This is a genomic window from Pseudomonas allii (assembly GCF_055380095.1).
The window spans coordinates 4,615,166-4,627,889 of sequence record NZ_AP039450.1 but is presented as its reverse complement, the minus strand read 5'-3'; the positions used below and the strand labels follow the sequence as shown (position 1 = coordinate 4,627,889).

Annotated in this window: 11 protein-coding genes; 7 read left to right on the top strand and 4 right to left on the bottom strand. The window is 61.2% G+C overall.

Features of this window, described 5'->3' with window-relative positions; translation table 11 throughout:
- The first annotated feature begins 110 nt into the window (after window positions 1-110).
- The 7 genes from ACZ445_RS21120 (at window position 111) to ACZ445_RS21090 (ending at window position 7,806) form a co-directional block, all read left to right on the top strand.
- Window positions 111-629, top strand: coding sequence for a DUF2059 domain-containing protein (locus tag ACZ445_RS21120; RefSeq protein WP_058424992.1), 519 nt, complete (start codon window positions 111-113; stop codon window positions 627-629).
- Window positions 630-635: 6 nt separating this feature from the next.
- Window positions 636-932, top strand: a complete 297-nt coding sequence (locus tag ACZ445_RS21115) for a BolA family protein (RefSeq protein ID WP_038847405.1) — start codon at window positions 636-638, stop codon at window positions 930-932.
- Between the two features lie 118 nt (window positions 933-1,050).
- Window positions 1,051-1,992 carry an oxygen-dependent tRNA uridine(34) hydroxylase TrhO gene (gene trhO / locus ACZ445_RS21110; RefSeq protein ID WP_033900937.1) on the top strand — a complete coding sequence of 314 codons (942 nt, stop codon included), beginning with the start codon at window positions 1,051-1,053 and terminating at the stop codon, window positions 1,990-1,992.
- 36 nt (window positions 1,993-2,028) lie between these two features.
- Window positions 2,029-2,631 (top strand): DsbA family protein, encoded by a 603-nt coding sequence (locus tag ACZ445_RS21105; protein ID WP_310864019.1) that lies wholly within the window; start codon window positions 2,029-2,031, stop codon window positions 2,629-2,631.
- Window positions 2,624-4,426, top strand: coding sequence for an ABC transporter ATP-binding protein (locus tag ACZ445_RS21100; RefSeq protein ID WP_058424989.1), 1,803 nt, complete (start codon window positions 2,624-2,626; stop codon window positions 4,424-4,426). Before ACZ445_RS21105 ends, ACZ445_RS21100 begins: the two co-directional genes overlap by 8 nt.
- Window positions 4,427-4,497: 71 nt before the next feature.
- Window positions 4,498-6,960: an EAL domain-containing protein gene (locus ACZ445_RS21095; protein ID WP_464707523.1), complete on the top strand. Its 2,463-nt coding sequence runs from the start codon at window positions 4,498-4,500 to the stop codon at window positions 6,958-6,960.
- 78 nt (window positions 6,961-7,038) lie between these two features.
- A complete protein-coding gene (locus tag ACZ445_RS21090) occupies window positions 7,039-7,806 on the top strand; it encodes a TenA family transcriptional regulator (protein WP_205347492.1) in 768 nt (255 codons plus the stop codon).
- A gap of 215 nt (window positions 7,807-8,021) precedes the next feature.
- On the opposite strand, the gene ACZ445_RS21085 is transcribed toward ACZ445_RS21090, so the two are convergent.
- The 4 genes from ACZ445_RS21085 to ACZ445_RS21070 form a co-directional block, all read right to left on the bottom strand.
- On the bottom strand, window positions 8,022-8,948 hold the full coding sequence (locus ACZ445_RS21085; protein ID WP_058424986.1) for a GGDEF domain-containing protein: 927 nt from the start codon (window positions 8,946-8,948) through the stop codon (window positions 8,022-8,024).
- 307 nt (window positions 8,949-9,255) lie between these two features.
- Window positions 9,256-10,530, bottom strand: a complete 1,275-nt coding sequence (locus ACZ445_RS21080) for an MFS transporter (RefSeq protein WP_310864003.1) — start codon at window positions 10,528-10,530, stop codon at window positions 9,256-9,258.
- A 46-nt stretch (window positions 10,531-10,576) separates the two neighbouring features.
- Complete coding sequence (locus ACZ445_RS21075; protein WP_058424984.1) at window positions 10,577-11,731, bottom strand: acyl-CoA dehydrogenase family protein; 1,155 nt, start codon at window positions 11,729-11,731, stop codon at window positions 10,577-10,579.
- A 69-nt stretch (window positions 11,732-11,800) separates the two neighbouring features.
- Window positions 11,801-12,670 carry an IclR family transcriptional regulator gene (locus tag ACZ445_RS21070; protein WP_058424983.1) on the bottom strand — a complete coding sequence of 290 codons (870 nt, stop codon included), beginning with the start codon at window positions 12,668-12,670 and terminating at the stop codon, window positions 11,801-11,803.
- Between the last annotated feature and the right edge of the window lie 54 nt (window positions 12,671-12,724).

Genomic DNA, 12,724 nt, shown 5'->3' with positions numbered 1-12,724 from the left:
TTCATCGGGCAATACCTGTCCGACAAGGCCCGGGGTTGAGCCCCAAGGTTTTTTAGGCGCAGAATGGGCGCCCTTGGGGTCTTACCTCGCCTGCTAGAAAAGGAAACTCGATGACTCGTCTTCGTGCCATCTGTACCGCGGTTGCTCTGGTTTGCGCCAGCGGCCAGGTTCTTGCCGATACCGCCAGCCACAACGCCAGTGCCGAAGCCTTCCTTACCCTGGCCCATGCCGACAAGCTGGGTACCCCGGTGTACATGCAAGTGCAGCAAATGTTCGCCCAGCGTTTCGAACAGACCAAGGCGCCTGCCGCCAAGCAGTCCGTACTCGACAGCTACCAGGCCAAGGCCAATGCCGCCCTCGACCAGGCCATCGGCTGGCCGAAGCTGAAACCGGACATGGTCAAGCTCTACACCACCAACTTCAGCGAATCCGAGCTCAAGGACCTGGTTGCCTTCTACCAGTCGCCACTGGGCAAGAAAGTCCTGGAAAAAATGCCGCAACTGACCCAGCAATCGGCCCAGATGACCCAGGCCAAGCTGGAAAGCGCCGTGCCGGTGGTGAACAAGCTGTTGGAAGACATGACCAACGAGCTGACACCTAAAGCCGCCGCTCCGGCCAAGAAGAAGTAAGCAGGAATGACCATGCAACAGCGTATCGAAACGGCGCTTGCCGCCCTGGGCACCGACCACTTGAGCGTGCTGGATGAAAGCCACATGCACAGCCGTGGGTTGCAGACCCACTTCAAGGCCGTGCTGGTCAGCCCGCAGTTCGAGGGGCTCAACCGCGTCAAGCGCCACCAGAAGGTCTACGCCACCCTGGGTGACCTGATGAGCGAGTTTCATGCGCTGGCGCTGCATACCTACACGCCTGAAGAATGGGCGAAAATCGACGCAGCTCCGGCCTCGCCGACCTGCGCCGGCGGGCATGATTGATGATCGGGTGTCTCTGACACCGGGCATTTGTTAGAATCCGCAACGCGCCGCCTAGTCGGCGCGTTTTTTTTGCATCCGGTTCACCCCTTACGAGGGTAGCCACCTGGAGAGAACACCCATGACTCAACCGATTGTCGTGGCGGCACTGTATAAGTTCGTCACCCTCGAAGATTACGTCGCCCTGCGCGAGCCACTTCTGCAGGCGATGGTCGACAACGGCATCAAAGGCACCTTGCTGATCGCCGAAGAAGGCATCAACGGCACCGTTTCCGGCAGCCGCGAAGGCATTGATGGCCTGATGGCCTGGCTGAAGAACGACCCGCGGATGGTCGACATCGACCACAAAGAATCCTACTGCGACGACCAGCCGTTCTACCGCACCAAGGTCAAGCTCAAGAAAGAGATCGTGACCCTGGGCGTCGAAGGCGTCGACCCGAACAAAAAAGTCGGCACCTACGTCGACCCACAGGACTGGAACGCGCTGATCAGCGACCCGGAAGTGCTGTTGATCGACACCCGCAACGACTACGAAGTGTCGATCGGCACCTTTGAAGGCGCAATCGACCCGAAAACCACCAGTTTTCGTGAATTTCCCGACTACATCAAAGCCAACTTCGACCCTGCCAAGCACAAGAAGGTCGCGATGTTCTGTACCGGCGGCATTCGTTGCGAGAAGGCCTCGAGCTACATGCTCAGTGAGGGTTTCGATGAGGTCTACCACCTCAAGGGCGGCATCCTGAAGTACCTCGAAGAGGTGCCGCAGGCAGAAACCAAATGGCAGGGTGACTGCTTTGTTTTCGATAATCGCGTCACCGTGCGCCACGACCTGAGCGAAGGCGACTACGATCAATGTCATGCCTGCCGCACACCGGTGAGTGTTGAAGACCGCGCCTCCGAGCACTATGTCGCAGGCATCAGCTGCCCACACTGCTGGGATAAGCTGCCGGAGAAGACCCGCCGCAGTGCGATTGACCGCCAGAAGCAGATCGAGCTGGCCAAGGCCCGTAACATGCCGCACCCGATTGGTTTCAACTACAAGCAAACTCCTTCCGAGGCCTGAGCCATGTCCGCGCGCCTGCTCTATGTAATGGACCCGATGTGTTCCTGGTGCTGGGGCTTTGCCCCGGTGGCCGAGGCGTTGGTGGAGCAGGCCCGGGCGGCCGGCGTGGAGCTGCACCTGGTGGTGGGCGGCTTGCGCACCGGCAGTGGCGCGGCGCTGGAGCCGACCACCCGACGCTACATCCTGGAGCACTGGCAAGCAGTCACTGACGCCACCGGCCAGCCGTTCAAGCGTGACGGCGCACTGCCCGACGGTTTTGTGTATGACACCGAGCCGGCGTGCCGCGCCATCGTCACGGCGCGCAGCCTGGCGCCGGATTGCGCGTGGAAGCTGCTGGGGCTGATCCAGCGCGCGTTTTATGTCGAGGGTCGCGATGTGACCCTCGCCAGCGTGCTGGTGGAACTCGCCGAGCAGGCAGGCATCCCGCGCATCGAGTTTGCCGGCGAATTCGACCGGGCCGAGCAGCATGCCGCCACCGCTGCCGATTTTACCTGGGTGCAGGACCTGGGTATCGCCGGTTTCCCGACGCTGCTGGCCGAGCGCAATGGCCAGTTGGCGTTGCTGACCAACGGTTACCAGCCGCTGTCCGAGCTTTCGCCGCTATTGGGCCGATGGCTGGAGCGAGCCACCTGTGCATGAGCAACCTCAACGCACTGACCGCCTGACCTGGGCGGAAATTCGCCGCCTGGCCCTGCGCCACAAGAAATCCCTGTGGATCGCCAATGGCGTCGCCGTGCTGGCGACCCTGTGCAGCGTGCCCATCCCTCTGCTATTGCCGTTACTGGTAGATGAAGTGCTGCTGGGTCGTGGCGACGCCGCGCTCAAGGTGATGAACCACGCCTTGCCCCTGGGCTGGCAGAAGGCCGCCGGCTATATCGGCCTGATGTTGCTGGTGACGCTGTTCCTGCGCTGCGGCGCGCTGGTGTTCAACGTGGTACAGGCGCGGTTGTTTGCGCGGTTGGCCAAGGACATCGTGTACCGCATCCGCGTACGCCTGATTGAGCGGCTCAAGCGCATTTCCCTGGGCGAATACGAGAGCCTGGGCAGTGGCACGGTCACGACCCACCTGGTCACCGACCTGGATACGCTGGACAAGTTCGTTGGGGAAACCCTCAGCCGGTTCCTGGTGGCGATGCTTACGCTGGTAGGCACCTCCGCGATCCTGGTGTGGATGCATTGGCAACTGGCGCTGCTGATCCTGCTGTTCAACCCGCTGGTGATCTACGCCACGGTGCAGTTGGGCAAACGCGTCAAACACCTGAAGAAACTGGAGAACGACAGCACCTCGCGGTTTACCCAGGCTCTGACCGAAACCCTGGACGCCATCCAGGAAGTGCGCGCCGGCAACCGCCAGGGCTTCTTTCTCGGTCGCCTCGGCCAGCGGGCCCAGGAAGTGCGTGACTATGCAATCCACTCACAGTGGAAAACCGACGCATCGAGCCGCGCCAGCGGGTTGCTGTTCCAGTTCGGCATCGACATCTTCCGTGCGGCGGCCATGCTCACTGTGCTGTTTTCCGACCTGTCCATCGGCCAGATGCTCGCGGTGTTCAGTTACCTGTGGTTCATGATCGGCCCGGTGGAGCAACTGCTTAACCTGCAATACGCCTATTACGCGGCGGGCGGGGCGCTGACGCGGATCAACGAGCTGCTGGCGCGGGCCGATGAACCGCAATACGCGGGCGGTGAAGACCCGTTTACCGGGCGCGAAACCGTCGGCATCGAAGTACGTGGCCTGAATTTCGGCTATGGCGAAGACCTGGTCCTCGACCAGTTGAACCTGGCCATCGCGCCGGGGGAAAAGGTCGCAATCGTCGGCGCCAGCGGCGGTGGCAAAAGCACCCTGGTGCAACTGCTGCTGGGCCTGTACACGCCCCAGGCCGGGACTATCCGCTTTGGCGGTGCCACCCAGCAGGAAATCGGCCTGGAGACCATCCGCGAGCACGTCGCCGTGGTGCTGCAACATCCCGCACTGTTCAACGACACTGTGCGCGCCAACCTGACCATGGGCCGCGAGCGCAGTGACCAGGCCTGCTGGCAGGCACTGGAAATCGCCCAGTTGGAGGCGACCGTCAAGGCGTTGCCCATGGGCCTGGACAGTGTGGTGGGGCGTTCCGGGGTGCGGTTTTCCGGCGGCCAGCGTCAGCGCCTGGCGATTGCGCGCATGGTGTTGGCCGAACCGAAAGTGGTGATCCTCGACGAAGCGACTTCCGCCCTGGACGCCGCCACCGAGTACAACCTGCACCAGGCGCTGGCGCGCTTCCTCAGCGGCCGTACTACACTGATCATCGCCCACCGCCTGTCGGCGGTTAAGCAGGCAGATCGAGTCTTAGTGTTCGACGGTGGTCACATTGCAGAGGACGGCGACCATCAGCAACTGATTGCTGACGGTGGTTTGTACGCCAAACTCTATGGGCACCTGCAACAAGTACGTTGATTTAGCCTAGGCTGAGCTATCGGAAGCGGTGTTTCGCGTGCGTAACCAGCGGTGCATGTGCAAGGGGCTTCATGAAGCAAAAGCGGACTCTCGGAACGCCACGGTTGTTGGGCATTGTCTGGCCCTTTATCGCCGTGGTGCTGTTCCAGGCATTGTTGGGTTGCGTCAGCCTCTACGTGCTCTCGGCGGTGCGCGGTTATGTGGCTGGCGAAAGCCTGTGGTCCAAGGGCCAGAAAGATGCGATCTACTACCTGACGCTGTATGCCGACAACCGCGACGAAACCACCTACCTCAAATATCAGCAGGCAATCGCCGTGCCCCAGGGCGGGCATGAACTGCGTATTGCACTGGACCGTCCAACCCCTGATCTCGCTGCCGCGCGCTTGGGCATCCTCAAGGGCGGCAACCACCCGGATGACGTTTCCAGTCTGATCTGGCTGTACCTCAACTTCCGCCATTTCAGCTACCTGGAAAAAGCCATCGAGCTTTGGACCGTGGGCGATGGCTACCTGGTGCAACTGGATGACCTGGCGCGAGAGATGCACGGTGCAATCACCCGTGACCAGGTCAGCGCCAACGATGTGCGCCAATGGAAGGCACATATCACCGCCATCAACGAAGGTGTGACGCCCGCCGCCAAGGCGTTCAGCGATGCCCTGGGCGAAGGTTCGCGGATGATCCTGCGGCTGCTGGTGATCACCAACCTGGCCACGGCACTGGGCCTGATTGTGCTGGCGCTGTTGCGCACGCATAAACTGCTGGCCCAGCGCCATGCCTTCGCCGACGCCCTGCAGCAAGAGAAGGAGCGGGCGCAGATCACCCTGGAGTCGATTGGCGACGGGGTGATTACCACTGATGTCGATGGCGCCATCACCTACATGAACCCTGCGGCGGAGGCGCTGACCCACTGGAATTCTGCCCAGGCCCAGGGGCTGCCCCTGGCGGCGCTGTTCAACCTGCTGGATGACAATGCCCAGCCCGATGGCTTTACCTTGATCGAGCATATCGTCAAGGGCCAGCTTGGTGGCGGCAGCGAGCACTCGAAAACCATCCAGCGCCTGGATGGCAGCACGGTCTCGGTGACCCTGGTGGGCGCGCCGATCCGCAGCGCCGGCAAGGTGACCGGGGCGGTGCTGGTGTTGCACGACATGACTCAGGAGCGTCAATACATCGCCAACTTGTCCTGGCAGGCGACTCACGACGCCCTGACCGGCCTGGCCAACCGTCGTGAGTTCGAGTATCGCCTGGAACAGGTGCTCCACCCCACGGGCCCGCAGCAGGGCGGGCGGCATGCACTGATGTTCCTCGACCTCGACCAGTTCAAATTGGTCAATGACACCTGTGGCCATGCCGCAGGCGACGAGTTGTTGCGGCATATCTGCGCGCTGTTGCAATCGGACCTGCGCGAAGGCGATACCCTGGCGCGCCTGGGCGGCGATGAATTCGGCATCCTGCTGGAGAACTGCCCGGCGGCGGTGGCCGAAAAAATCGCCGAGAGCCTGCGCCACACCGTGCAAAGCCTGCACTTCGTATGGAAGGGCCGGCCGTTCATGACCACCGTCAGCATCGGCCTGGTGCACCTTGGGCACACCCCGACAACCCTGGAAACCTCACTGCGCGCCGCCGACATGGCGTGCTACATGGCCAAGGAAAAGGGCCGTAACCGTGTGCAGGTGTACCACGCCGACGATTCGGAACTGTCCGTGCGCTTCGGCGAAATGGCCTGGGTGCAGCGCCTGCACATGGCCCTGGAGGAGAACCGGTTCTGCCTCTACGCCCAGGAAATCTCGCCGCTGGGGAACACCGACGGCGGCAATGGGCATATCGAGATCCTGCTGCGCCTGCATGACGAAGCCGGCCGCATCATCCTGCCGGACAGCTTTATCCCCGCTGCTGAACGCTATGGCTTGATGACGTCCCTGGACCGCTGGGTGGTGGAGAATGTGTTCAAGATCATCAACCGCTGCATGCAGGAACGCCCGGGGCGCCCCATGGCCATGTGTGCGATCAATCTGTCAGGCATCACCATTGGTGATGATGACTTCCTTGGGTTTTTGCGTGAGAAGTTTCATACATACAATATTCCGCCGGGCATGATCTGTTTTGAAATTACAGAAACCAGTGCGATTGCAAACTTGGGCAGTGCGATCCGCTTTATCAATGAACTCAAAGCCTTAGGCTGTCATTTCTCGCTGGATGACTTTTGTGCCGGAATGTCCTCATTCGCTTATCTCAAACATTTACCTGTAGACTTCCTGAAGATCGATGGAAGTTTCGTAAAGGATATGCTGGACGACCCGATTAACCGCGCGATGGTCGAAGTGATCAACCACATCGGCCATGTCATGGGTAAGCGCACAATTGCTGAGTTTGTCGAGACACCGCACATCGAACAGGCGTTACTCGAAATTGGTGTGGATTACGCTCAGGGCTACCTGATTGAACGACCGCAATTGTTTACCTTTGATAGCTTGCAGTGTCGACCTGTGCGGCCGCAGCCTCTGTTATTCAAGGCGCCCGGCACATTCCGCTGAAAACTTTGCTGGTCTGTACAATCACACTTAAAAAGGAGCCTTACAGTGATCGACACATTCAACAGAACTGGCCCGCTTATGGAAGCCTCGAGTTACCCCGCCTGGGCTCAGAAATTGATCCTGGACTGTAGCGAGAGCAAGCGCCGAGTTGTCGAACACGAACTGTACCAGCGCATGCGCGACAACACGCTCAGCGCCAAGACCTTGCGCCACTACCTGATCGGTGGCTGGCCGGTGGTCGAACAGTTTGCCTTGTACATGGCACAGAACCTCACCAAGACCAAATTTGCCCGCCATCCTGGGGAGGACATGGCGCGCCGCTGGCTGATGCGCAATATTCGCGTGGAACTCAACCACGCCGATTACTGGGTCAATTGGGCCCGTGCCCACGGCGTGAGCCTTGACGAGTTGCAGGCCCAGGACGTGCCGCCGGAGTTGCACGCCCTCAGCCATTGGTGCTGGCACACCAGTTCTGCCGATTCGCTGATCGTGGCCATTGCCGCCACCAACTACGCGATCGAAGGCGCGACCGGTGAGTGGTCCGCCGTGGTGTGTTCCACCGGCGTCTACGCAGCGGCTTTCCCCGAGGAAGAACGCAAGCGTGCGATGAAGTGGCTGAAGATGCATGCCCAGTACGATGACGCCCACCCGTGGGAAGCGCTGGAGATCATCTGCACCCTGGCCGGAATGAGCCCGACCAAGGCATTGCAGGCAGAACTGCGCCAGGCCGTGTGCAAGAGCTACGACTACATGTACCTGTTCCTGGAAAGCTGCATGCGCCTGGAGAAAGAAAAAGCCCCAGCCTTGATGCGTGAGCGCCAGGCGCGGGTTGCCAGCGAGGCTTGATTTAACCATTGTGGCGAGCGGGCTTGCTGTGGCGAGGGAGCTTGCTCCCGTTGGGCCGCGAAGCGGCCCGCTTTTTATTCAAAAGCATGGGACTGCTGCGCAGTCCACCGCGGGTCAAGCCCGCTCGCCACAGCAAGCTCCCTCGCCACAGCATGCCCGATTACCCCAACAAGCCTGATTGCCACAGTAAGCCAGTTCGCTACAGCTGAAGGTATTTACCCCGCCATCGCCAAGCGGTTGCGGCCTTCGCGCTTGGCCACGTACAACGCGCTGTCGGCGCGGCGCAGCAGGCTTTCGGCAGATTCGGCGGCCAGCAAGGTCGAGCAACCCAGGCTCACCGTCAATTCGATCCGCGTTCCGTCCGCCCAGTAGTCCTGGGCCTGCGCTGCCTGGCGCAGGCGTTCGCCGACCATCGCCGCCGCATCGCGACCGGTGTTGGACAGCAGGACCAGAAACTCTTCCCCGCCATAGCGAAACACCATGTCCACGTTACGCAGCTGGCTCTTGATCGAGGCCGCCACAGTGCGCAGCACGTTGTCGCCGGCGGCATGGCCGTGGGTGTCGTTGATGGTCTTGAAGTGGTCGATGTCCAGCATCAGCAAGGACAGCGGGTTCAGGTGGCGGCGCGCCATGTCGATTTCCCGTTGCAGGGTCTGGTCCATGGCGATGCGGTTGCCGGTCTCGGTCAGTGGGTCACGCAGCGCGCTGCGGGTGGCGGCGCGGTAGAGCAGGGCGTTGCGCATCGGGTAGAGCAGGGTCGCCAGCAGCGATTCAAGTTGGCCGAGTTCTTCTTCCGCCAAGCGCTGGTTGCGCCGGAAGATCAGCTCGCCCAGGTGCTCGCCTTCATGGCTCAAGCTGTAGCTCATCGAGTGATGGCCGCGATGGCCGAACTCCAGGCGCAGGTCGCTGGCCTGGTGACGGTAGTGCAGGGCGTCCAGGGGCACCAGGCGTTGGATCTCACGGAAGAACAGCGCGAGAATGCGCTCCGGTTCCAGGCTGGTTTGCAGTTGCTGGCCCAGTTGCTGGCGAAGTTCTATAACGGTGGTGGGGCGGCGCGGCAGGAGGGCGGGTTGACCAAAGCCCAGGCGTTGCAATTTGGCACTGTCAAAGTCAATTGCATGGGTCTGGGTAGGTGTTTTCATAACCGTTCGGCCTCTAAGCGCTCAGCTGTCTTACAGGCTCGATGAGAGTGGCGAATGCCAAGCGTCTTACTGTTCCTTCAGTTCCGTAAAACATGAGTTACAGTCTAGACCGCTTTACCGTGGGTTATAACCCCTGGGCACTGCCGCACGTCTTGTCATCGCTTAACCTGCTTGGAGAGGGTTAGAGCGAGATTTATGCCACATTCGTTCAATTAAATAAAAAGCCTTACAAATCAAGCGACTGTTTTTATCGTTAAAAACAGTCGCCGAAGGATGACGCCAGTTATTTGGCAAGCGGGCGCCGCGCTTACTGTTTTTGCGGATCGAACTGTTTATCGCGAATAAACAACGCCGGGATGACGCCGCAGATGAAGTACGCGCCGCCCATTACCAGGAACCCCATGCCGATGGAGCCATGGGACGCCAGGAAACCGATGGCTGCCGGTGCCACTGCCGCACCAATACGCCCGATGTTGTAGGCCCCGCCCACCGCCGAGCCGCGAAACTTCGCTTCGAAGCTTTCGGTCATGTAGGTGGCGTTCACGCCGTAGGGAATCCCGTACAGGAAGCCGAATACAACCAGCATCCACAGGATGTTCTCCGGGCTCTGGAACAGCACAATCACCGGCAGGAAGACCGCCGTGCCCAGGGCGCCGACGGCGAATACGGTACGTCGTCCCAGGCGGTCTGCGGCGAGACCGGCGAGGATCTTGCCGAAGATCATCGCCGCGTAGGTGCCGACCATGTAGCTGGTCATCGACTTGAAGTTCATCCCCAGTTCGCTTTCCAGGTAGGAGGGCATCCAGTTATTCACACCGTAGTAGCCGAACTGCAGGAAGCCTGCGGTCAAGGCCCAGAGCAGGAACATGCGGCTGGCCTTCGGGTCGCTGAAGATCAGCTTGAACATGCCATCGGGCTTGTTCTTCAGGGCGTGCCGGGTGCCATTGGCTTTCTCCTGCGCGCGCTCGGCCCTTGCGGTCAACCAGGCCTGAGGTTCGGGCACCAGGCGTTGCATCAGCACGGCGAGGATCACCGGGATGATCGCCACGTAGAACAACCAGCGCCAGCCGTGCTCGGGCAGGATCCAGCCGGCCAGCAGCGTAGCGACGATGTAACCCACCGACCAGCCGGCCTGCAGGGTGCCAAGCACGGTGGTGCGGTAGCGGGTTGGCACGTATTCGGCCATCAACGTATTGCACGCCACGTACAGCGCGCCCAGGCCGAGGGAGGCGAAGAACCGCGTGCTCGCGAACTGCCAATAGCTGTGGGTCATGCCCAGGATCGCCGTGCCCACGGAGAACAGCACGATGCTCCACACCACGGTTTTGACCCGGCCGAAGCGGTCACAGGCCCAGCCCCCGTAGATGCCACCGATGGCCATGCCGGCCAGGGTGAAACTGCCCAGGCTGCCGGCCTCGACGCTGGTCAGGCCGAACTCGGCCTTGAGGCTGCTGAGGCTGTAGGACAGCAGCATCAAGTCTGCGCCATCGATCAACAGGCCGAGGAAGCAGAAGATGAACACGACAATCCACAGTTTGCTTTTTGCAGGCGACAACGCGCCCGCCGATGCGGCGACTTCCATAGCGATACCTTGTTGTAGTTGTTAGGGCATTGGGTATGGGTGGTGCTTAGCGTTGCGCCGCGCGAATCATGTTGCGGGCAATCACCAGTTGCTGGATCTGCGTAGTGCCTTCGTAGAGGCGGAACAGGCGCACATCCCGGTAGAAACGTTCGATGGCGTACTCGCTGATGTACCCGGCACCGCCATGGATCTGCACGCAGCGGTCAGCCACGCGACCGCACATCTCGGTGGCGAACATCTTCGAGCAGGAGGCTTCGGTGCCAATGTCCTGGCCTTCGTCACGCTTGCGGGCGGCATCGAGCACCATGCAGCGCGCCGCATAGATCTCGGCCTTGCTGTCGGCGAGCATGGCCTGGATCAATTGGAACTCGGCAATCGGTTGGCCGAACTGCTTGCGTTCGATCGCGTAGTTCAGCGCGTCACCCAGCATGCGCTCGGCGGCGCCGACGCTGACGGCGGCGATGTGCAGGCGGCCTTTGTCGAGGACCTTCATGGCGGTCTTGAAACCCACGCCTTCCACGCCACCGATCAACTGGCTGGCTGGCACGCGTACGTTGTCGAAGATCACGTCGCTTGTGTGCGCGCCGTGCTGGCCCATCTTGTGATCGCGCTTGCCCAGGGATAGGCCTGGCGTGTCACGTTCGATGATGAACGCGCTGATACCGCCCGAGCCGCGGATCGCCGGGTCGGTGCGCGCCATCACCGTGAAAATCCCGGCGTGGGGTGCGTTGGTGATAAAGCGCTTGGTGCCGTTGATCACGTAGTGGTCGCCATCGCGCACGGCGGTGGTTTTCAGCGAGGCAGCGTCGGAGCCGGAGTCGGGTTCGGTGAGGCAGAACGAACTAAGCAGTGCGCCGCTCGCCAGCAACGGCAGGTAGTGCTCCTTCTGCGCCTCGGTGCCGTCGAGCAGGATGCCGATGGAGCCGATGCCATTGTTGGTGCCGAAGTACGAGCGGAAGGCCGGGGAGGTGCGGCCCAGTTCAAAGGCGATGGTCACCTCTTCTTCCATGGTCAGGCCCAGGCCGCCGTAGGCTTCGGGGATGGTCAGGCCGAACAGGCCCATGTCCTGGAATTGGCTGACGATGTCCGCCGGGATTTCATCGGTCTCGGCGACTTCGTTTTCCCGTGGGATCAGCGCTTCATCGACGAACTGCGCAATGGCGTCTACCAGGATGTGCAGGGTTTGTGTGTCTCGGATCATGTGCAGCCCTCAGCGGCCCGTTCGGCGGGCCTGTTATCGTCAATCTGCCGAGGCCATGCACCGGTCCAGCTAGCGGGTGGCGGCCTCGATATTGTTCACCATGTGCTTGAGGCGGGGGCCGATGTCGTCTTCGAGTTTCTCCCGGGAGAGGTGGAAACTCGGTCCGCCACAGTTGAACGCCAGCAAGCCGTGTTGTGCGTGTCGCAGTGGTACGGCGATGGCGTTGACATCGCGGTGCCACTCACCGATCGACATGCAGTAGCCGAAATCGGTGTAGTCCCGGAAGGCACGTTCCAGCCCCTTGCGGATGTTCGGCCAGTCCTCCAGATGACGCTGGCGGATGTGGTCGAGAATGAACTCCCGCTCGTTTTCCGGCATCGCTGCCAGGCAGGCGCGGCCTGCTGAACTCAAGTGCAACGGCAACCGTGTGCCGACCTGGCGGCGCATGGTCATGTTGGCTTCGCCCTGGACCACGTCCAGGTACACCGCGTCGAGGCGGTCCCGGGTGGCCATCGCGACGGCCGCCTGGGCGTACTTGGCCATGGTCTCCATCAACGGGTGGGCCACGGCGCGGATCGACAGGTTCGACAACATGGCGTAACCGAAGGCCATCACGCCCACTTCCAACTGGTACCGGCCCGACTGCGGCAGGTGCCTGAGGTAACCCAAGCGGGTCAGGGTGTGGGTCATGCGGGTGATCGTCGGTTTCGGCAACCCGGTCTTGCGCGCCAGTTCCTGGTTGCCCAGCACGCTCTCGCTCGGCGTGAAACAGCGCAGCAGTTCCAGGCCACGGGCCAGGGCGGTGACGAACTGGCGGTCCTTGTCTTCCTCCTCGTGGTTGTGCATCGGGTCAATCAACAAATGCTCGAAGGCGTTGTTGCCTGCTGGGACTTCGTTGTTGTCCGAGTCCGGGTTTCGACGGCGCATGTTAAGCCTCATTTTTTTATAAAATCAACAAAACAAAATAGTATTCCGCACAGCGAAACTAAGCAA